This window comes from Achromobacter denitrificans NBRC 15125, from assembly GCF_001571365.1.
In the GTDB taxonomy this organism is placed as follows: domain Bacteria; phylum Pseudomonadota; class Gammaproteobacteria; order Burkholderiales; family Burkholderiaceae_B; genus Achromobacter; species Achromobacter denitrificans.
In genome coordinates, this window is record NZ_BCTQ01000067.1 from 1 (window position 1) to 21,163 (window position 21,163).

Genomic DNA, 21,163 nt, shown 5'->3' on the forward strand with positions numbered 1-21,163 from the left:
AACCCCTTGGCTCCTACTGATCCAGGCATCTGGCCCTAGCGTTCTGATCCCATCCGGGCAAACTGGCTATCAGCATGCCGGTCGCGCCGGAGCGCGGCCGTTCCCTCCCGGAGATCACCATGAACGCGATATACCGCCTCATCCGCCGCTGCACCCTGGCCGGCCTGGCCGCCGCGCTGCTGGCCGCTCCCGCCTATGCCCAGACCAAGCTGGTGGTCGGCTACCAGCTGATCGTCGGCCCATTCCTGTCCGCGATCGCGGACGGCAGTTTCGATACCGCGCTGAAGGAAGCCGGCTACCAGGTGGACTGGCGCCAGTTCACGTCGGGCGGCGATATCTCCACCGCCCTGGCCTCGGGCAACGTGCCGGTCGGCGTGCTGGGCTCCACCGGCATCACCGCCGCGGCCACTCGCGGCGTGGACATGGAGCTGTTCTGGATCCTCGACAACATCGGCAAGTCGGAAGCGCTGGTGGCGCGCAACGGCTCGGGCATCAATAGCACGGCCGACCTGAAGGGCAAGCGCGTCGCCACCCCGTTCGTGTCGACCTCGCACTTCCACCTGCTGGTGGGGCTGGAACAGGTCTGGAAGATCAGCCCGCGCGACGTGCGCATCCTGAACATGCAGCCGCCCCAGATCGTCGCGGCCTGGCAGCGCGGCGACATCGACGCCGCCTACGTCTGGCCGCCCGCCCTGACCGAAATCGCCAAGACCGGCAAGATCATCGCGGACTCCGAGCAGATCGGCGCGGCCAGCGTGCCCACTTTCGACGGCATCGTGGTCGACCGCGCCTGGGCCGCCAAAAATCCCAAGTTCATGGCCGCGTTCACCGGCGTGCTGGCCAAGTCCTATGCCGACTACCGCGCCAACGGCGCCAAGTGGACCGCCGAATCGCCGCAGGTCAAGGGCATGGTCAAGCTGATCGGCGGCAAGCCCGAGGACATGGTCGAGGCGCTCAAGCTGCTGGTCTTCCCGACCGCGCAGGAACAGGCCTCGAACGAATGGCTGGGCGGCGGCAAGGAATCGGGCGCCGCGCGCGCCTTCACCGCCAGCGCCAACTTCCTGAAGGACCAGAAGCAGATCGACCGCGCCCTGGCCGACTACAGCCCTCACGTCACCGACAAGTACGCCAAGGCGGCGGCGAAGTAAGCGGCGCGCCGGCGGCCTTCCCGCGCCGCCGGCCCGCGACACGGCGGCGCCCGCCGGCGCCGCCTTCTTCCACGGGAGCCGGCATGACCATGCAGCATTCCACGCCCGCCGCGCAACAGCTGTGCGCGGAGAAAGTCAGCGTCACCTACCCCGGCCTGCACGACAGCGGCCCGGTGATCGCCCTGCAGAACGTCAACCTGACCATCCAGCCGGGCGAGTTCGTCGTCGCGCTGGGCGCCTCGGGCTGCGGCAAGACCACCCTGCTCAGCCTGCTGGCCGGGTTCCTGTCGCCGACCGAGGGGGAGATCACGCTGGGCGGCAAGCCCATCGTCGGCCCCGGCGCCGACCGCGGCGTGGTGTTCCAGAAGCACGCCTTGCTGCCCTGGTTGAACGTGCTGGAGAACACCGAGTTCGGCCTGATGCTGCAAGGGGTCGACAAGCAGACCCGCCGCGCCCGGGCCCGCCGCAACCTGGAGCTGGTGGGGCTGCAGGACTTCCACCGCCACATGATCTACCAGCTGTCCGGCGGCATGCAGCAGCGCGTGGGCATCGCGCGCGCCCTGACCTGCGACCCCGCCATGCTGCTGATGGACGAGCCCATGGCCGCGCTGGACGCGCTGACCCGCGAGACCATCCAGGAACTGCTGCTGGACATCTGGCGGCAGACGAACAAGATGTTCTTCTTCATCACGCACAGCGTGGAGGAAGCGCTCTTCCTGGGGTCGCGGCTGATCGTCATGTCGCCGCGCCCGGGCCGGATCACGCACACCTTCACGCCCGACTTCAACCGGCGCTACCTGGAGACCCGCGATGGCCGCAGCATCAAATCCAGTCCCGACTTCATCGACATGCGCGAACAAGTCCTTGGCATCATCTACGGCGACGAACGCGCCTCCGCCTCCCCCCAGGGCGTCCATGTCTAAGGGGCGCTCGGGGCACAAACCCGCGACGCCGGGCATGGTGTACGGCGCGCCGGGCGCGGGCTACAGCGGGCACATCAGCCTGATCACCAGCCTGGCCCTGATCGCGCTGTGGTTCCTGGTGACCGGCGCGGGCTGGGTGCGGCCGCTGTTCCTGCCCTCGCCCCTGGCCGTCTACGACAAGTTCGTCTTCGCGATGACGGAAGGCGTGGCCAATTCCACGCTGACCGAACACGCGCTGGCCAGCCTGTCGCGGGTCTTCGGCGCGTTCTTCCTGGCCTGCCTGACCGCCATCCCGGTCGGCATCCTGATGGGCGTGAACCGCTACGCGCGCGGCATCTTCGACCCGCCGATCGAGTTCTACCGCCCCCTGCCCCCGCTGGCCTACCTGCCGCTGATCATCATCTGGTTCGGCATCGGCGAGTTCCCCAAGATCCTGCTGATCTACCTGGCGATCTTCGCCCCCATGGCGATCGCGGCCCGCGCTGGCGTGCGCTCGGTATCGATCGAGCAGATCCACGCGGCCTACGCCATGGGCGGGTCGCGCGCGCAGATCGTCTGGCACGTCATCCTGAAGGCCGCCATGCCCGAAATTTTCACCGGCATGCGCATCGGCATCGGCGTAGGCTGGACCACGCTGGTCGCGGCGGAGATGGTGGCCGCCGACCGCGGCCTGGGCTTCATGGTGCTCAACGCCGCCCAGTTCCTGGCCAGCGATACCGTCATCATGGGCATCATCGTGATCGGCGTGTTCGCCTTCGCCTTCGACCTGCTGGTCCGCTACCTGGAAAAGTTCGTGATTCCCTGGAAGGGACGGGTCTAGGACGGCCCCGGCCGCCGGCAGGGCAATCCCTCATTCCTTCCCCCATCCGGCTCCTCTATCCTGAGTGACGGCACCCGGGACGGAGGCGGCGCGCTGCGCGCCGCTTCCGCCCGCGCTGCCTTCACAAGGGGGGAGCCTACATGTCCAGCCAGGCCTCGATGCTCAAGCCTGTGTTGTGGGAGCGCCTGTTCGAACGGGAAAGCGCGCCCAACCTCAGCCTGCAGGGATGCGTTCGGCAGATGCTGGTGTCCGCCATCCTGAGCGGCCACCTGCCGCCCGGCACCCCCGTGCCGTCCAGCCGCCACCTCGCCGACCAACTGCGCATCGCGCGCAATACCGTCGTGTTCGCCTACCAGCAGCTGGTGAGCGAAGGTTACCTGGTGTCGCGCGAACGCAGCGGCCATTTCGTCAGCGACACCGTCATGCAGGGCCACTCCGGCCCGACGGCCGACGCCGCGGCGGCCGAAGGGGCCGCGCCGGGCGAAGGCGGCGGCGCGCCCGCGGTGCGCTGGGAAGAACGGCTGCGCTTTCGCCCCTCCCGGCAGCGCAACATCACCAAGCCGCGCGACTGGCAGAAGCAGCCCTACCCCTTCGTCTACGCCCAGTTCGACCAGGACCTGTTCCCCACCGCGGAATGGCGCGAATGCTGCATCAAGGCGCTCTCGGTGCTGGACATCCGCAGTTGGGCGCCGGACCTGATCACCCATGACGACCCGGCGCTGATCGAGCAGATCCGCACCCAGGTCCTGCCGCGCCGCGGCGTGTGGGCCGACGCCGAGGAAATCGTCATCACGGTCGGCGCGCAGCACGCGCTCTACCTGCTGGCGGACCTGCTGGTCAACGACGACACCGTGGTCGGCATGGAAGACCCGGGCTACCCCGACGCCCGCAACATCTTCGCCAGCCACACGCGCCACCTGCTGCCCATGCCGGTGGACGAGCAGGGCCTGTGCACCGGCACCCACCTGCTGGGCTGCGACTATCTCTTCGTCACGCCGGGCCACCAATGCCCCACCACCGTGACGCTCTCGATGGAGCGCCGCCAAAGCCTGCTGGCGCTGGCCCGCCAGGCCGACAGCATGATCATCGAGGACGATTTCGAAAGTGAAAGCCGCTGGGGCGAAGGCGCCATCCCCGCGCTCAAGAGCCTAGACCGAGACGGCCGTGTGATCTACGTGGGCAGCCTGGCCAAGTCCTTCGCGCCGGGGCTGCGCATCGGCTACATCGTGGCCCCGCGCGAGCTGACGGCCGAATTGCGCGCGCTGCGCCGCCTCATGCTGCGCCACCCGTCGGCCTACATCCAGCGCGCGTTTTCGCTCTTCATCTCGCTGGGCCACCATCACGCCCTGCTGCGCCGGCAGTCCCAGGCCTACCAGAAGCGCGGCAACGAGCTGTCGCGCGCGCTGGCGCGGCACCTGCCGGATTTCAAGGTCATCCCCATCACGGGGTCCTCGTCCTGCTGGCTGCAGGGCCCGCCCTGGCTCGACGCCGCCGAACTGTCCGAAGCGGCGCTGGCCGAAGGCGTGGTGGTGGAACCCGGCGACGTGTTCTTCATGAACGGCGCCGACGCGCCGCGCAATTTCCTGAGGGTGGGGTTCACGTCGATCCGCCCGGAACACATCGAGCCGGGCATCGCCCGGCTCGCCAAAGTGGTGGACCGCCACCGCGCCCGCGCCGAAGCGCGGCGGGCCGCGCAAGGCCCGGATCTCAGCGCGCTAGAGCAGTTCGTCTCTTAGGTAGTACCAACGGTACAGCAGGCCCTGGCCCAGCCGGCGGAATGGCGCGAACGGATGCCCCGGCAAGGGCGAATCGTAGATCGGCAGGTTCCACGACACGCCGTCCTTGCCCATCATGCGCTGCGCCAGCCGCCTGCCCGCGTGGGCCGAGAACGCCACGCCGTTGCCGCCGTAGCCGAACGCGTAATACACGGGCTGCGCCGGATCGGGCTGCGTCACCCGCGGCATCATGTCGTGGCTGACGTCCACCCAGCCCCACCACGAATACGCCACGTCCACCCCTTTCAAGGCGGGAAACTTGCGCGCCAGACCATCGCGCAGCAGCGCCAGGTGGCGCGGGTTCTGCGCGTCGGCGCCGCGCAGCGCGCTGCGGCTGCCGATCTGCATGCTGCCGTCGGGCAGCAGGCGGTAATAGAAACGCAGGGTCCGCGTATCGGTGATGAACACCGTGCTCTTGAGCCCCGCCGCCTCGCGCTCCGCCGGCGACAGCACCCGCGTGACCAGCGAGTTCGACAGCACCGGCATGATGCGGTTGTCCAGCAAGCGGTTGACGCCTTGCGCCGTGTAGCCGCCGGTGGCGAAGGCGACGCGGCGCGCGCGCACCACGCCGCCCGGCGTCTGCAGCAGCACCCGGCCGTTCTCCGCGCGCCAGCCCAGCACCGGGCTGCCGGGGTGGACGCTCACGCCCAGCGCGCGCGCCTGCCGCAGATAGCCGTAGGCCAGCTTCAGCGGATGCACGCCCACGCCGTCGGGCTCGTGCATTGCGCCGACGGCCTCGCGGTCGTCCACGTAGCGCTCGCGCAGTTCTTCCTTGCCCAGCATCTTCGCGTCGTAGCCGAAGGCCTCGCGCATCACGCGCGCCTCGTTCTCCAGGAACGCCATCTTCTTCTGGCGATGCGCGGTGTACAGATGGCCGCCCGGCTGGGCGTCGCAATCCACCTGCGCGACCAGGCTCTTCCAGTACTCGAAACCCTCGCGGATCTCCGCGTCCAGGCGCTTGGCCATGTCCAGGCCCCAGCGCGCGATCCATTGCGAGCGGTACAGCCGCCCCGAGGCGTTCTGCCCCTGCCCGCCGTTGCGGCTGGTGCAGCCCCAGACCACGCGGTTGGCTTCCAGCACCACGGCCTTCACGCCGAAGTCCCGCGCCAGGGTCAGCGCCGCCGACAGCCCGGTGAAACCGGACCCGACGATGACCACGTCGGCGTCGATATCGCCGGCGAGCGGGCCGTCGTCCTCGGGCGGCGGCCCCGCGGTGGCGACCCAGTAGGTGGGCGCATAGTCCTGCCCCCGGCCGGGCGGCGACACCAGCGGATCGTAGGCCGGGTTGTACGCGCTGATTGCTGGCCCGCCCGAACGGGCCGGGCCTTCAGGTTGGAAGGACATTTGGGTATCCATGCGGCGATTCCGGTTGCTGGGCGCGGGCGGGCCTCAGGATCGCGCCGGCATGGCCGGCCGCTGCTTGCGAAACGCGTTCTTCACGCGGATCTTGCCGTCCTGGAACGTGAAGACGTCGACCATGTCGGCCTCCACCCTGGAGCCGTCCGCGGCGGTGCCGGTGAACGTGGATTCGGACACGCCCCGGTCGCCCGCCACCCAATGCCTGCCGTTGCGCCACTGCGCGTCGGGAAAGGCCGCCCACGCCGCGGCGAAGGCGGTGCGCACCGCGTCGCGGCCCGCGTGCCGGGTGCCCCATTGCTCGGGCCCGCCCACGGTTTCGAATACGCAGTCGTCGCTCATGAAGGACATCAGGGCCTCGATGTCGTGGCGGTTCCAGGCCGCCGCGAATTCGGCCAGCATGTCCGCGGTGACGGTCTTTTGCATTGCAGACCTCCGGTAGCGACCAGCGCGAAGCGCGCCAGCCTTCAGGATCCAAGGTAAGTGAGCCGCCTGGCAGGGTCTAGAACCAGAAGCGGGAAATCGCTTGCACCAGAACGGCTTCGCGTCGCGCGTCGGCGCGAGCAGGCGCTGGGGCCTGCTCGCGCTGCGTCGAGCCTTGCACAGGCCCTAGGCCGCCGCCGGCGCCAGCCAGGCGGCCACCGCGTCCGCGTCGACGGCGCCGCGCAGGCCGATCAGCACCAGCGCCGGTTCCCGCAGGCCGGCGGGCGGCGCGGCCCGCGCGTCATAGCGCACCCGGCGGCCCGCCAACTGCACCAGCACCAGCCCGTGCCGGTCCGTGCGCACCCAGCCCTTCGCCCGCAGCAGCTGCCTGGGCAGTCGCCGCAGGCGATCGGCCAGCCGGTCGGCGTCGAGCAGGGCCGGCGCCCGCCACAGCCAGCTTTCGAACGGATGGCCGGGATCGTCCTGCGCCATGGCGTGGTGCGCCGGATGCGCGCAACCGGGCCCGTGGCACGAATGCGGCGCGACGGGCGGCGCGGCGGCCTCGTCCAGCAGATAACGCAAGTCCACGCGCCCTTCCGTGGCCTCGATGAGCGGCGCGCCGCCGGTCATGCCGTCGAGCCAGGCGCGCAAGGCCGCAAGCTCCTGAGGCGGTGCCAGGTCGGTCTTGTTCAACACCAGCAGGTCCGCCGCCCTGAGCTGGCGTTCCAGCGTATCGGCCAAGAGCGGATCCGCCGCCAGCCCGCGCACGTTCGCGGCGTCGGCCACCACCACCACGCCTTCCAGCTGCAGCAGCGGATCGGACATGCCGACCTGCGCGATGCGGCCCGGATCGGACACGCCGCTCGCTTCGATCACGATCCATTCGGGCAAGGGATCCAGCGCCAGCACGCGCGCCAGGGCGTCGTCCAGCCCGCCCGCCATCGAGCAGCAGACGCAGCCGTTGGCCAGCCGGATCACCTCGTCGGCGCGCTGCGCCACCAGGCCCGCGTCGATATCGATCGGCCCGAAATCGTTCACCAGCACCGCGGCGCGGCGGCGGCTCGCGGCCAGCACATGGTTGAGCAGAGTCGTCTTTCCCGCGCCCAGGAACCCGCCCACCACGGTCAGCGGTATGCGCGCCGGCGTGCCATGCGACGCCGCCATCTCAACCTTCCCGCGGCGCCAGGGGCACGCCGCCGATGACGGTGCCGGCCACCGGCACGTCTTTCAGCCTGTCCGCCGGAAGGGCCAGCGGGTCGTCCTCCAGCACGCAGAAGTCCGCGTACTTGCCGACTTCGATCGAACCCACCAGGTGGTCCAGGTGCAAGGTATGGGCCGCGCCCAGCGTGACCGCGCGCAGCGCCGCGTCCACGCCGATCCGCTCCGACTCGCCCAGCACGCGGCCCGAGGCGGTCTGCCGGTTCACCGCGCACCAGGCGGTGAACAGCGGGCCCAGGGGCGTGATCGGCGCGTCCGAGTGGATGGAGAAAGGCACCCCCGCCCGCGCCGCGCTGGCGCAGGCATCCATGCGGTTGGCGCGGTCCGGCCCCATGGTCAGCGCGTAGTGCGCGTCGCCCCAGTAGTAGATATGGTTGGCGAACAGATTGGCGCACATGCCCAGGCTGGCCATGCGCCGGAACTGCGCCGCGTCGGCCATCTGGCAATGCTGCAGCGTGTGGCGGTGGTCGCGCCGCGGGCTGCGGCGCAACGCGCGGTCCACGGCCTCGATCGCCAGCTGCGTGGCCTCGTCGCCGTTGGTGTGGATGTGCAGCTGCGCGCCGGCGTCGTGATAGGCCTGCACCAGCGTGTCCAGTTCGGCCGGCGCGATGACCCAGATGCCGTTGGGCGCGCCGTTGTAGTAGCCCGGCCAGCGCACCCGGGCGGTAAAGCCCTGGATCGACCCGTCCACCACCAGCTTGACCATGCCGAAATGCAGCTTGCCGTGATTCAGCGCGCGGGCCTCCTCCAGCTTCGCCAGGCAGCGCGCCGGATCGCCGGCGTAGGTCAGGGCCGAGGCGGCCGGCACGATGCGCACCGGATAGTCGGGCTCGGCGGTAACGCGGGCCAGGGTCCGCAGGCCGTCGTCGCCCAGTTCGTTGACCAGGTCCGTGGCCGTCGTGACGCCGGCCCATTGCGCGACCTTGCCGAACATGCGCAGGCCGTCTTCCGACACGCCCACCGTGCGGAACGGGCTGCCGATCAGGCGCATGACCGGAAACATGGCGGCGAATTCGCAAAGCTCGCCGCTGGGCTGCCCGTTCTCCATCCGCGTCACGCCCTCGATGTCGGTGTCGCGGTCGATGCCGGCCCGGGCCAGCATCGGCGTATTCACGTTCATCAGGTGCATGCTGGCATGCATGACCACGACCGGCCGCCGCGCGGACACGGCGTCCAGGTCGCGGACGTCCATCCGCCGGCCCTCGAAGAAGATGGGATCGAAGCCCCAGCCGATCAGCGTCGCGTCCGGCGCCAGGGCCGCCTCCGCCTCGCGCAGCCGCCCGGCCACGGCGTCGAAGCTCTTCAGCCCCTCCCACAAGCGGCCGTCGGGCCCGCGCCGGTCGTAGAAGCCGACGTAGACGAACTTCCACATGCCGCCCTCGGGCAGGTGGCAATGCCCTTCCACCAGGCCCGGCATGAGCACCTTGTCCGCGTAGCGTTCGTCCACCTCCGCCGGCCCCCAGCCGGCCAGCGACTCGCGACTGCCCACGCCCAGGATGCGGCCGTCGCGCACCGCGACGTGCGTGGCCCTGGGCTGGGCCGGATTCATGGTCAGGATGCCGCGCGCGGCGTAGATGGTCGTGGCGGACTGGGTCATCGGGTGTTCTCCTCTGGCTTTGGGCGGTTCAGCCCCGCAACGGCGACTCCAGGACGCCGTCGCGGGATTCGACGAAATGGCAGGCCACGCGGTGCCCCGGCACGACCTCCCGCAGCGCCGGCTCGCGCGTGGCGCACAGCGGCTGCGCGGCCGGGCAGCGGCCGGCGAAACGACAGCCCGGCGGCGGATCCACCGGGCTGGGAGGATCGCCCGTCAGGCGCACGCGGCGGGCCGCCAGCTCGCGGCCGCCCTTGACCGTCGGCACCGCCGACATCAGGGCCACGCTATAGGGATGCAGCGGGCGCGAGAAAAACGCGCGGCGCGAGGCCTGCTCGATGATCTTGCCCAGGTACATGACGGCGATGTCGTCGCAGATGTGCTCGACCACCGCCATGTCGTGGGAGATGAACAGGAAGGATTGCCCCTGCTCGCGCTGGATCCGGCGCAGCAGGTTCAGGATCTGCGCCCGGATCGCGATGTCCAGCGCGGACACCGGCTCGTCGCAGACGATGAGGTCGGGCGCGCTGGCCAGCGCCCGCGCCACGTTCAGGCGCTGCCGCTGCCCGCCCGAGAACTGGTGGGGGAACAGCTGGCGCTGCTCGGGCCGCAGGCCGACCAGCTCGAACATCCGCGCCACGCGCGCCTCGCGGCCGCCGGGCGGGTCGATGCCCATCAGGTCCAGCGGCGAACGCACGATGTCGCCCGCCCGCTGCCGCGGATTGAGCGAGGAATACGGATCCTGGAACACCAGTTGCAGCCGCCGCCGCATGCGGCGCAGGTCCGCTCCGCGCAGCGCCGTGAGGTCCGCGCCGTCGAAGTGGATGGAGCCGGAGGTCGGGTCGGCCAGGCGCAGCACGGACAGCGCGGTGGTGGTCTTGCCCGAGCCGGACTCGCCCACGATGGCCAGCGTGCGGCCGCGCTCCAGGTCGAACGACACGCCATCCACGGCCTTGACGACTACCGGCTTGCCGTCGCGTCCGCGGCCGCCGATGGGGAAATGCACGGCCAGGTCGCGCACCGACAGCAAGGCGGGGGCTTGGGGCTGCGTCATGGCGTTGCCTCCGGATAAAGCCAACAGGCCACTTCCTGCTCGTCGCCCACGCGCGTCAGCGGCGGGAACGCGTCGCGGCAGCGCGGCATCGCCTGGCCGCAGCGCTCCAGGAACGGACAGCCCGCGCCGCGCTCCCAGACGGAAGGCACCACGCCGGGGATCTCCGGCAGGTCCGGGCGGACGTCGCTGGGCTCGCGGTCCAGTTCGGGCAGGCAGGCGATCAGCCCGCGGGTATAGGGATGGCGCGGATGGGCCAGGATGTCGCGCACCCCGCCCTGCTCCACCACCCGCCCGCCGTACATGACCACCACGCGGTCGGCCATCTCCGATACCGCGCCCATGTCGTGCGTGATCAGCAGCACCGCGGTGCCGCGCCGGGCCTGCTGCTCGCGCAGCAGGTCGAAGATCTGCGCCTGCACCGTCACGTCCAGCGCGGTGGTGGGCTCGTCGGCGATCAGCACGTCCGGGTCGCAGGCCAGCGCGATGGCGATCATCACCCGCTGCCGCATGCCGCCGGACATCTGGTGCGGGTAGTCGTCCACCCGCCGCTCCGGCAAGGGAATGCCGACGGACCTCAGCATTTCGATGGCGCGCTCGCGCGCCGGTTCCCGGCCCAGCCCCTGGTGCAGCCTGAGCGGTTCCGCGATCTGGTCACCCACCGTGTACACCGGATTCAGCGCCGTCATCGGCTCCTGGAAGATCATGGAAATCTTGTTGCCCCGCACCCGGCGCATGGCTTCCTCGTCGTGGTCGGCCAGGTTGTCGCCGCGCAGGCGCACGCTGCCCGCGCCAATGCGGCCGGGCGCCGGGATCAGGCGCATGATGGCCAGCGCCGTCATGCTCTTGCCGCAGCCGGACTCGCCCACCAGGCAGAGCGTTTCGCCCGGCCGCAGCGCGAAGCTGACCGCGCTCAGCACCTCGGCCACGCGGCCCCGGGCGCGGAATTCCAGGCTCAGGCGGTCCACCTCCAGCACGGGGATCGGGTCGGCGGCGTTCATGCGCGCCCCCGCGAGTTGGGATTGAGCGCGTCGTTCAGGCCGTCGCCGATCAGGCTGACCGCGAGCACCGTCAGGAAGATGGCGGCGCCCGGCAAGGTCACGGCCCACCATGCGGTCAGGATGTACGGCCGGTTGCTGCCTATCATCAGGCCCCAGCTCATGATGTTCGGATCGCCCAGCCCCAGGAACGAGAGCCCCGCCTCGAACAGGATCGCCATGCCGATGGCCAGCGTGGCCGACACGATCAGCGGCGCCAGCGCATTGGGCAGGATCACGCGCCAGATGATGCGCGCGTCGCCCGCCCCGATCACCCGCTCCGCCAGCACGTACTCCCGCCGCTTCAGCCGCAGGAATTCGCCGCGCGCCAGCCGCGCCGTGCCGGTCCAGCTGACCACGCCGATCGCGACCGCGATGGTGGCGAGCGACGGCGAGAACAGCGTTACCAGCACCATGGCGAAGAGCAAGGTGGGCAGCACCTGGAAGAACTCGGTGATGCGCATCAGGGTTTCGTCGATCCAGCCGCCGTAATAGCCGGCCAGCGCCCCCACCGTCAGGCCGATGGCCATGGACAGCACGGCGGCCACCACCCCGACCAGCAGCGTGGCGCGGCCGCCGTAGACCATGCCGGTCAGCACGTCGCGGCCGAGATAGTCGGTGCCCAGCAGCGCGTCCTCCCCCGGCGGACTCATCGGCGCGCCGGCGATCTCGAAGGGATCGGCCTGCATCGCCATGGGGCCGAAGATCGTCACCGCCAGGATGACGGCCAGCAGCAGCACGCCGGCCACCGCGGACGGATTGCGCGCGAAGACCCTCAGGGCCTCCCAGGATTGGCGCGCCGGCGGCCGGGCGGCCGCGCTCGCGGGCGCGGCAAGGGGAACGGCGGGGGGAACTTGGCTCATGTCGTCTTGATCCTGGGATCGATCAGGCGGTAGGCCAGATCGGTGAGCTGGTTCATCACCACCACGAGCAGCGATGCGAACAGCAGGATCCCCAGCAGCGTGGGGTAGTCGCGCCGGAGCACGGAATCGAAGGCCAGGCGCCCCAGCCCGGGCCAGTTGAAGACCGTCTCGACCAGGATGGCGCCCGCCAGCACGTTGCCGAACTGCAGGCCCAGCATGGTCACGACCGGCAGCACGCCGTTGCGCAGCGCGTGCTTGTACAGCACCGTGCGCTCCGGCAGGCCCTTGGCGCGGGCGGTCCGGATGTAGTCGGCCGACAGCGCCTCCATGACGCTGGCGCGCGCCAGCCGGCTGTATTGCGCCAGGTACACGAAGGCCAGCGTGAAGGCCGGCAGCACCAGATGGTGCAGCACGTCCAGCGCGCCCGCCCAGCCGTCCTGCGGCCCGCCGGCGGAACGCATGTCGGACACCGGGAAGATCGGCAGCACCGAGGCGAACAGCAGGATGAGGATGATGCCGGTCCAGAACACCGGCGCGGAATAGCCCACGACCGACAGCAGCGTGATGCCCTGCGACAGCGGCCCGTTGGGTTTGCGCGCCGCGAGCGTGCCCAGCAGCGTGCCGACCAGGAACGCGCCCAGCACCGAAGTCACCACCAGCAGCAGCGTGGCGGGCACGCGATCCCAGATCAGTTGCGCCACGGACACATTGAAGAAGTAGGAATAGCCCAGGTCGCCGCGCAGCACCTGCGACAGGTACAGGCCCAGTTGCACCAGGAAGGGCTTGTCCAGCCCGTACTGCGCGCGCAGCTGCGCCCGAAGTTCCTCGCTGATGCCGCCCATCGATCCGGCGATGGTTTCCACCGGGTCCCCCGGCGAGACGTGGATCAGCAGGAAGTTCAGCGTGACCACGGCCAGCAGCAGCACCAGCGCGTAGGCGAGGCGGCGCAAGAGATAGCGCGTCATGGCGGCCCCCCTACTGCAGGTAGGTATCGTCCATCGGCGACATGACGCCCCAGATCCCCTCGGGCAAGGCATGCACCTTCTTGGACGTCAGCGTGTGGTACGGGATGACGGTCAGGAAGTCGATGGGCAGGTCTTCGGTGACGATGCGCTGGAACTCGCCGTACAGCGCGCGGCGCTTGTCCACGTCGGTCTCGGTGCCCGCCTGCTCCAGCAGCGCGTCGACCTTGGGGTTGGAATACGACTGGGTGTTGGTCCAGATGATGTCGCGGATGTTGCTCGACAGGTAGGTCCGGTGCACGCCGATGACGGGATCGCCCCAGTTGAAGACGATGTCGGTGGTCATGTCGAAATCGTGGCTGGCGATGCGCTTGGCCCAGGTCGGGAAATCCGGCGAGGCGCGCACCTGCACGGCGATGCCCACTTTCTTCAGCTGGCTGCGCAGGTATTCCGCCACGTTCTTGCCCTGCACGTCCGAGCCCGGCATGTAGTCCACCGTCAGCGTCAGCCGCTCGCCCTTGCCGTCCTTCTTGTAGCCCGCCTCTTCCAGCAGCGCCTCGGACTTTTTCAGGTCCAGCGGGTACTTCCGGACGTCCTGGGTGGCGAACGGGCTCGTGCCGATGATGGGGCCGTCGGCCGGCGAGGCGAAGCCCGCGTTCAGCGCCTTGGTGATGAAGCCCTTGTCGACGGCGTAGGCCACGGCCTGGCGCACGCGCACGTCGTTCAGCGGCTTGCGCGCCGTGTTGAAGGCCAGCCAGCTGAGCGCCCCGATGCCTTCGTAGCCTCGGCTGGTCATGGCCAGCGCCGGATTGTCCTTCGCGCGGCGCAGGATGGTGGGTTCGGTCATGAACGGCAAGGCGGCGATGTCCCCGCGCTCCAGCCCGATCAGCAGGTTGGTGGCGTCCGGATTGATCTTCACGACGATCCGGTCCAGGTAGGGCTTGCCCGGGAGGAAGAACTTGTCGAACTTCTCCAGCACGATTTCCTGCCCTGGCTTGAACTCCTTGAACTTGAACGGCCCCGAACCGACCACGTTGGCCGAATTGCGCGGATGGGTCTTGAGGTCCTGGCCGTCGTCGTAGATGTGCTTGGGCAGCACCGGCATCAGGGCCGGCGACAGCGCCAGCAGGATGGCCGGGTGCGGCTTGCTCATGCGCAGCACCGCCGTATGGGGATCCGGCGTATCGACGGCCTCCACCGGCGCGAACATGGTCTGGAACGGGTGGTTGTTCTTGACCGCCATGACCGAGAACGCCACGTCCGCCGAGGTGACCGGCTTGCCGTCGTGGAACAGCGCGTCCTTGCGCAGGTGCAGCGTCAGCGACTTGCCGTCCGGGGAAAGCTCCCACGACTGCGCCAGATAAGGCTGCGGCTTCCAGTCGGCGTCGTAGCGCAGCGGGCTGGCGAACAACTGCGCGCTGGGCAGCGCGGTGGCGGTGCCCGACTGCACCGCGCCGTTCAGGTGCCGCGGCACCTGCGTCGAACCGATGACCAGCGTGCCTCCCGGCTTGGGAGCATCCGCCGCCACCGCCCCGCCCGCCATGGCCAGGGCGGCCAGCATCGCGGTCAAGCATTTTCTTGCGCTGCGCATGTTCTACCCCTTAGTGTTCTGTCGCACGAGCCATTCAATGGATGGCCTTGGAACTAGCGTAGCCAGCCTGCCGGCCCGGGCTTAGTACCAAACCGCCGGACTTTTTGGAGCCAGGCCCGATCCAGGACCGATCGCGATCAGCCGGCGAGCGCGCGCGCGTACAGCGCGGCCACGGCGCAGCTGTTGACGCGGGCCGGCATGGAATCCGAGCGGCTCGTCAGCAGCACGGGCACGCGCGTGCCCAGCACCAGCCCCGCGGTGGCCGCGCCGGCCAGCCAGGTGAGCTCCTTGTAGAGCATGTTGCCGGCCTCGATGTCGGGCACGAGCAGGATGTCGGCGTCGCCCGCCACCGGCGAGACGATCCCCTTCTGGTCGGCCGCCACGCGCGAGATGGCGTTGTCGAAGGCCAGCGGGCCGTCGATGTCTCCGCCCCGGATCTGCTGGCGGTCGGCCATCTTCGACAGGGCCGCGGCGTCCAGCGTGGCCGGCATCGACGGGTTCACCGATTCGGTGGCGCACAGCACCGCGAGCTTGGGCCGTTCCACGCCCAGGGCGCGGGCCAGGTCGATCGCGTTCTGCGCGATGTCCGCCTTCTCCTGCAGGGTCGGCGCGATATTGACCGCCGCGTCGGTTAGGATGAAGAGCTTGGGATAGGCGGCCACCGCCATCACGAAGGCATGGCTGATGCGCCTGGCGGTGCGCAGGCCGGCGTCGCGCGCCACCACCGCCGACATGAAGTGATCAGTGTGCAGGCTGCCTTTCATCAGCATGCGCACCGCGCCGTCGCGCGCCAGGGCGGCGGCCGCGCAGGCCGCCTGGGCTTCGTCGTCGGGCGTGTCGACCACCTCCAGTTCGCCCTCGGCCAGGCCCGCCTCCGCCATCAGGGCCTGCAACCTGCGGGCCGGGCCCACCAGCACCGGCTCGATGTAGCCGGCGTCGCGCGCCTGCACCGCGGCGCCCAGGCTGGTGGGGCACAGCGGGTAGGCCACCGCGGTGCGCAGGCGCCCCGCCGACAGCGCGGCGCGGCGCAGCGGCTCGAACAATCGATCGCTTTCCATCTCTACGTGCTCCTGCCGCGGACGAGCCGCCAGGCCTAGCGGGGAAAGCCCGGCGCGGACATTGCCGCGCCGGGCGCGTCGCGGTCAGCGCCCGACGGGGTCGATCGGCAGCGGCACCTCGCCCGGGCTGAACGGCTGGTTCACGTAAGGCTTGTACTTGTCCAGGAAGCGCACCGGCTGCTTGAGCGCATCGCGACGGAACGGATCGCCGAGTTCCTGGCTGACCATCATTTCGAGCACGGTGGTCTTGCCTTCCGACTGCGCCTTGCAGGCGGCCTGCAAGGCAGCGCCCACCTGATCGGCGTGCTCCACGCGTATGCCCTCCGCGCCCATGGCCCGCGCCAGTTCCGAGAAGTTCGGGTTCTTCAGGTTGCTGCCGACGAATCGGCGCCCGTAGAAGTCCACTTGGTTCTTCTTCTCCGCGCCCCACTGGCCGTTGTGGAACACCACCGCCGTCACCGGGATCTGCTCGCGCACGCAGGTCAGCAGTTCCTGGAAGCTCATGCACCAGGCGCCGTCGCCCACGTAGGCCACGGCCGGCCGGTCGGGGCGGCCCAGCTTGGCGCCGATCAGGGCCGGCAAGGCGTAGCCGCAGTTGCCGAAGCTCATGGCGGCCAGCATCGAATTCGGCTCGTCGAAGCGCAGGTAGCTGTTGGACACCGAGCAGATGTTGCCGATGTCGGTAGACACCATCACGTGCTTGGGCATGGCGAGTTCGAGTTCGCGCAGCATGCGGCGCGGATGCATGCGGCCGCCGCCGCGCTCGATGATGTCCAGGCTCCAGTCGTCGCGCTCGTGCGACCAGCTGTCCAGTTCCTTTTCCCACTCGGCCTTCTGCGCCGCGATCTGTTCGCCACGCGCCGCCTTGGTGCGCGCGCTGGCCACGTCGCGCCCCTTCAGCTTGGCGGTCAGCGCGGCGGCGGCCGGCTTGGCGTCTCCGCAGATGCCTACCGACACCGGCCGCACCAGGCCCAGCATGCGGTGGTCGGCGTCGACCTGGATGATGCGCGCGCCCTGCGGCCAATAGTCCAGCCCGTGCTGCGGCAAGGTGCCGAAGGGCCCCAATCGCGTGCCCAGGGCCAGCACCACATCGGCCTGCGACAGCAGCTTCATGCCCGCCTTGGCGCCCTGATAGCCCAGCGGGCCGCACCACAGCGGGTGGCTGGCGGGGAAGGCATCGTTGTGCAGGTAGCTCGTCACCACTGGCGCGCCCAGCAGCTCGGCCAGCGCCACGCATTCCGCCTGGCCCTCGGAGAACAGCACGCCGCCGCCCGCCACGATGACGGGGAACTTGGCCTGAGCCAGCATGGCGGCCGCCGCTTCCAGGTCCTCCTCGGAACCCGGGCCGCGGCGGACCCGCCGCGGTTCGGGAATGGCCACGTCCACTTCACCGTAGAAGTAATCGCGCGGGATGTTCAACTGCGTGGGGCCGCGTTCGGCAAGGGCGTTGTCAAAGGCCTTGGCGGTGAACTCGGCCATGCGGTCGGGGCGGTTCACATGCGCCTGGTACTTGGTGATGCGGGAGAAGATCGGCAATTGCTCGGTTTCCTGGAAACCGCCCAGGCCCATGCCCGAGGTGCCGGTCTCGGGCGTGATCGCCACCACCGGGCTGTGCGCCCAGTAGGCAGCCGCCACGCCGGTCACGAAATTGGTGATGCCCGGCCCGTTCTGCGCGATGCAGACGCCATGGCGGCCGGTCACGCGGGAATAGCCGTCGGCCATGTGGGCCGCGCCCTGCTCGTGCACCGTCGGGACGAAGCGGATGCCCGCCGCCGGAAACAGGTCCAGCGCGTCCATGAAGGCCGAGCCGACGATGCCGAATACGTCCTTGACGCCCTGGGCGACCAGCGTTTCGACGAACGCTTCGCTGGGGGTCATATGTTGCTTGCTGCTCATGGTCTCTCTCCTGGCAGGCCGGCGCGGGTCGGATTGCAGCTAGGCCGGCGTGATCCGATACTGCAGCAGAACGGGCGCCGATCCCACCCCATGGCGTTTCATTTTCTGCAAAATCCGTGCGAGGATAGGCATCACGCCGCCGAATCTTCAATTATTGAAAGATGAAAGACGAATCCTCCGCCGCGCTGCGCGCCCTGACCCTGCTGGAACAGGTCGCCCGGGCCGGGCAGCCCGTAACGCTGGCCGCGCTTACGGATGCCACCGGCCTGCCCAAGCCGTCCGTCCTGCGCATCCTGTCGCGCCTGGTCGACGCCGGCATGCTGCTGCGCGAACCCGCCGGCAAAAGCTACGTCAGCGGCCCGCGGCTGAGCGCGCTGGCGCGGGACACGCTGCTGAACTCGCCGCTGCGGGGCGAACGCCACCGCATCCTGGACAGCCTGGTCGACGAAATCGGCGAAACCTGCAACTGCACCATGCTGGACGGCGACGAGGTCATCTACCTGGACCGCGTCGAAACCGCCTGGCCGCTGCGGGTCAACCTGCAATCGGGCTCGCGCGTGCCCCTGCATTGCTCCGCCAGCGGCAAGCTGTTCCTGGCCCATATGCGGCGGGAGGCCCGCGAGCGCCTGCTCGCCGCCGCGCCGCTGCCGCGCTACACCCCCAACACCCTGTGCGACGTGGCGGCGCTGGAACGCGAACTGCGCGTCATCAAGAAGGAAGGCGCCAGCTTCGACCGCGAGGAATTCCTGCTCGGCATCGTCTGCATGGCGGTGCCGATCCTGCAAGGGTCGCGCGCCATCGCGGCGGTGGCGCTGCACGCGCCCGTGGCGCGCCTATCCATCGAGGGCGCCCGCGCCTGGCTGCCCCGCATGCAGGAAGCCGCCCGCAAGCTCGCCCATACCTACCAGCCGCCGTCCGACGCGCCGGACGAGCCCTGAACGCGCGGCATCCGGCGTCCGCGCCGGCCCAAGGCGCCGCGGGCGGCCGGCAGGCCTTACACTCTCGGTTGATTCCCCTATAGGCGCCCTCGCCTGGCGCCCCGCAACGTGACGAACACCGCCTTCTCTTCCCTGCCCCTCGCGCCCGCCCTGCTTTCCAACCTGGAAAGCCTGGGTTTCGAGCAAATGACGTCCATCCAGGCGCAAAGCCTGCCGCTGATCCTGGAGGGCCGCGATATCATCGCGCAGGCCAAGACCGGCAGCGGCAAGACCGCGGCGTTCGGGCTGGGCGTGCTGCAGAAGGTCAACCCGCCCTGGCTGGCCCCCCAATCCCTGGTGCTCTGCCCCACCCGCGAGCTGGCCGACCAGGTCGCCCAGGAACTGCGCCGGCTGGCCCGCCAGATCCCCAACATCAAGATCCTGACCCTGTGCGGCGGCGCCGCCACGCGCCCGCAGGCCGAATCCCTGGCCCGCGGCGCCCATATCGTGGTCGGCACGCCCGGCCGCATCCAGGATCACCTGGCCCGCGGCAACCTGGACCTGGCCGGCCTGAACACCCTGGTGCTGGACGAAGCCGACCGGATGGTGGACATGGGCTTCTACGACGACATCGTCGCCATCGCCTCGCATTGCCCGGTCAAGCGCCAGACCCTGCTGTTCTCGGCCACCTACCCCGACAACATTCGCAAGCTCGCCGCCCGCTTCCTGCGCAACCCCGCCGAAGTCAAGGTCGAGGCGCAGCACGACGCCAGCCGAATCGAGCAGATCTTCTACGAAATCGACGACCGCGACCGGCTCGACGCCGTGGCCCGCCTGCTGGCGCACTTCCGGCCGGCCTCCACGCTGGCGTTCTGCAATACCAAGGTGCGCAGCCACGACCTGGTCGAGCGCCTGCAGGCCGAAGGCATCAGCGCCCAGGCCCTCAACGGCGACCTGGAACAGCGCGAACGCGATGAAATTCTGATCCAGTTCGCCAACCAGAGCTGCGCCGTGCTGGTCGCCACCGACGTCGCCGCCCGCGGCCTGGACATCCAGAACCTGGGCGCCGTCATCAACGTGGACGTCACCAAGGACACCGAGGTGCACGTGCACCGCATCGGCCGCAGCGGCCGCGGCGAACAGAAAGGCCTGGCGCTCAGCCTGTGCTCGCCCGATGAAATGCGCTGGGCGAACCTGATCGAGCAATACCAGGGCGCGCCGCTGGTCTGGGCCGACATCAAATCGCTGCGGCCCAAGGCGGACCGCCCGCTGCGCGCGCCGATGATCACCCTGTGCATCCAGGGCGGCAAGAAAGACAAGCTGCGCCCCGGCGACCTGCTGGGCGCCCTGACGGGCGACGGCGGCCTGGCGTTCGAGCAGGTCGGCAAGATCAATATCGGCGAATTCGTCTCCTACGTCGCGCTGGACCGCCAGATCGCCAAGCAGGCCTTCTCCCGCCTGTCCAACAGCAACATCAAGGGCCGCCGCTTCCGCATGCGCTTCCTGGAAGAATTCTGAGCGCCTGCCCCGTCGGTAAGCATTTGTTGAAAAGCGTCGCGAGGCCACGACAAATGCTTGATGATTTTGATCGGGTTTTGCAATAATGGCCCGGCCCGTCCCCGGTTCGCTTCCCCGCCCGGCGGGGAGTCCCGGGGGTGGAACCAAAGGCTCGCAACGCGCTCCAACGGCCGCTGTCCCTTTCAACCAATAGAAGAGAACCCACCATGATCAAGTCCGACGACACCGGCAAACTGATCCTGCGCCTGACCCTAGGCATTCTGATACTCCTGCACGGCCTGTTCAAACTGACCGGCGGCGGCGTCGGCGGCATCAGCGGCATGCTGTCCTCGCACGGCTTGCCCGGCTTCCTGGCCTATGGCGCGTACGTCGGCGAAATCCTCGCCCCCGTCCTGATCATCGTCGGCGTCTACACCCGCCTCGGGGGCCTGCTGATCGCCATCAACATGGTCGTCGCCATCCTGCTGGCCCACAGCGGCCAGATCAGCAGCCTGACCAACAACGGCGGCTGGGCGCTGGAACTGCAAGGCATGTTCCTCTTCACCGGCCTGGCCATCGCCTTCATGGGCGCCGGCCGCTTCAGCCTCGCCGGCAACGGCGGCCGCTGGAACTAAAGCCCGCCACGCACGGCAAGCATCAGATAGGGGTCGCTCAGGCGGCCCCTATTTTTTTGCCAAGCGCCGAGAATACGCCGCGTAAAGATTCTCAGCAGGCAAACGCAGCATGCGTTCGAGCGGCCACTACTTTGCATCGCAGCGCACGCCTTGAAGAGCAGACTGTTTTGCCGCTCCTCGCAAAAATAGCCGCGCCGCCGCCGGGCCGCCCCCCGGGCACCAAGCAAACGCAGCAAGTGCGTTCGAGCGGTCACTACTTTGCATCGCAGCGCATACCTTGAAGAGCAGACTGTTTTGCGGCTCCTCGCAAAAATAGCCGCGCCGCCGCCGGGCCGCCCCAAGGCGGCGCAGCCCCCTCGGGGGGCAGCAAGCACGCAAAGCGTGCGCAGCGTGGGGGCC

18 protein-coding genes are annotated in these 21,163 nt (G+C 69.4%); 7 read left to right on the forward strand and 11 right to left on the reverse strand.

Features of this window, described 5'->3' with window-relative positions; all coding sequences use genetic code 11:
- Positions 1-119: 119 nt before the first annotated feature.
- From tauA to pdxR, 4 genes are all read left to right on the forward strand, one after another.
- Complete coding sequence (gene tauA / locus ADE01S_RS29825) at positions 120-1,148, forward strand: taurine ABC transporter substrate-binding protein (RefSeq protein WP_062685401.1); 1,029 nt, start codon at positions 120-122, stop codon at positions 1,146-1,148.
- A gap of 83 nt (positions 1,149-1,231) precedes the next feature.
- A complete protein-coding gene (locus ADE01S_RS29830) occupies positions 1,232-2,071 on the forward strand; it encodes a taurine ABC transporter ATP-binding protein (RefSeq protein WP_062685385.1) in 840 nt (279 codons plus the stop codon).
- Positions 2,064-2,891, forward strand: a complete 828-nt coding sequence (locus ADE01S_RS29835; protein WP_062685386.1) for an ABC transporter permease subunit — start codon at positions 2,064-2,066, stop codon at positions 2,889-2,891. The genes ADE01S_RS29830 and ADE01S_RS29835 overlap by 8 nt, the downstream gene beginning before the upstream one ends.
- Before the next feature lie 140 nt (positions 2,892-3,031).
- Entirely contained in the window at positions 3,032-4,627 is a 1,596-nt protein-coding gene (gene pdxR, locus ADE01S_RS29840) for a MocR-like pyridoxine biosynthesis transcription factor PdxR (RefSeq protein ID WP_062685387.1), read from the forward strand.
- On the opposite strand, the gene ADE01S_RS29845 is transcribed toward pdxR, so the two are convergent.
- From ADE01S_RS29845 to xsc, 11 genes are all read right to left on the reverse strand, one after another.
- The gene (locus ADE01S_RS29845; protein ID WP_207554434.1) at positions 4,607-6,010 is read right to left on the reverse strand and encodes an NAD(P)/FAD-dependent oxidoreductase; all 1,404 of its coding nucleotides are present in this window, start codon (positions 6,008-6,010) and stop codon (positions 4,607-4,609) included. The genes pdxR and ADE01S_RS29845 overlap by 21 nt on opposite strands.
- A gap of 45 nt (positions 6,011-6,055) precedes the next feature.
- The gene (locus ADE01S_RS29850; RefSeq protein WP_062685389.1) at positions 6,056-6,448 is read right to left on the reverse strand and encodes a nuclear transport factor 2 family protein; all 393 of its coding nucleotides are present in this window, start codon (positions 6,446-6,448) and stop codon (positions 6,056-6,058) included.
- A gap of 183 nt (positions 6,449-6,631) precedes the next feature.
- Positions 6,632-7,609 (reverse strand): CobW family GTP-binding protein, encoded by a 978-nt coding sequence (locus ADE01S_RS29855; protein ID WP_062685390.1) that lies wholly within the window; start codon positions 7,607-7,609, stop codon positions 6,632-6,634.
- 1 nt (position 7,610) lies between these two features.
- Entirely contained in the window at positions 7,611-9,260 is a 1,650-nt protein-coding gene (locus ADE01S_RS29860; RefSeq protein WP_062685391.1) for an amidohydrolase, read from the reverse strand.
- A gap of 28 nt (positions 9,261-9,288) precedes the next feature.
- Positions 9,289-10,311 (reverse strand): ABC transporter ATP-binding protein, encoded by a 1,023-nt coding sequence (locus ADE01S_RS29865; protein WP_062685392.1) that lies wholly within the window; start codon positions 10,309-10,311, stop codon positions 9,289-9,291.
- Positions 10,308-11,309 carry an ABC transporter ATP-binding protein gene (locus ADE01S_RS29870; RefSeq protein ID WP_062685393.1) on the reverse strand — a complete coding sequence of 334 codons (1,002 nt, stop codon included), beginning with the start codon at positions 11,307-11,309 and terminating at the stop codon, positions 10,308-10,310. Before ADE01S_RS29870 ends, ADE01S_RS29865 begins: the two co-directional genes overlap by 4 nt.
- Positions 11,306-12,208 (reverse strand): ABC transporter permease, encoded by a 903-nt coding sequence (locus ADE01S_RS29875; RefSeq protein WP_062685394.1) that lies wholly within the window; start codon positions 12,206-12,208, stop codon positions 11,306-11,308. The genes ADE01S_RS29870 and ADE01S_RS29875 overlap by 4 nt, the downstream gene beginning before the upstream one ends.
- On the reverse strand, positions 12,205-13,173 hold the full coding sequence (locus ADE01S_RS29880) for an ABC transporter permease (RefSeq protein WP_062685395.1): 969 nt from the start codon (positions 13,171-13,173) through the stop codon (positions 12,205-12,207). Before ADE01S_RS29880 ends, ADE01S_RS29875 begins: the two co-directional genes overlap by 4 nt.
- Positions 13,174-13,183: 10 nt before the next feature.
- On the reverse strand, positions 13,184-14,761 hold the full coding sequence (locus tag ADE01S_RS29885) for an ABC transporter substrate-binding protein (RefSeq protein ID WP_062685396.1): 1,578 nt from the start codon (positions 14,759-14,761) through the stop codon (positions 13,184-13,186).
- 137 nt (positions 14,762-14,898) lie between these two features.
- Positions 14,899-15,852, reverse strand: a complete 954-nt coding sequence (locus ADE01S_RS29890) for a bifunctional enoyl-CoA hydratase/phosphate acetyltransferase (protein ID WP_255220873.1) — start codon at positions 15,850-15,852, stop codon at positions 14,899-14,901.
- Positions 15,853-15,903: 51 nt separating this feature from the next.
- The gene (gene xsc, locus ADE01S_RS29895) at positions 15,904-17,715 is read right to left on the reverse strand and encodes a sulfoacetaldehyde acetyltransferase (protein WP_062685398.1); all 1,812 of its coding nucleotides are present in this window, start codon (positions 17,713-17,715) and stop codon (positions 15,904-15,906) included.
- A gap of 161 nt (positions 17,716-17,876) precedes the next feature.
- On the opposite strand from xsc, the gene ADE01S_RS29900 reads away from it, so the two are divergent.
- From ADE01S_RS29900 to ADE01S_RS29910, 3 genes are all read left to right on the forward strand, one after another.
- Positions 17,877-18,653 (forward strand): IclR family transcriptional regulator, encoded by a 777-nt coding sequence (locus ADE01S_RS29900; RefSeq protein WP_062685399.1) that lies wholly within the window; start codon positions 17,877-17,879, stop codon positions 18,651-18,653.
- Positions 18,654-18,761: 108 nt separating this feature from the next.
- The gene (dbpA, locus tag ADE01S_RS29905; RefSeq protein ID WP_062685400.1) at positions 18,762-20,150 is read left to right on the forward strand and encodes an ATP-dependent RNA helicase DbpA; all 1,389 of its coding nucleotides are present in this window, start codon (positions 18,762-18,764) and stop codon (positions 20,148-20,150) included.
- 206 nt (positions 20,151-20,356) lie between these two features.
- A complete protein-coding gene (locus ADE01S_RS29910) occupies positions 20,357-20,764 on the forward strand; it encodes a DoxX family protein (protein WP_043542771.1) in 408 nt (135 codons plus the stop codon).
- Positions 20,765-21,163 lie beyond the last annotated feature (399 nt).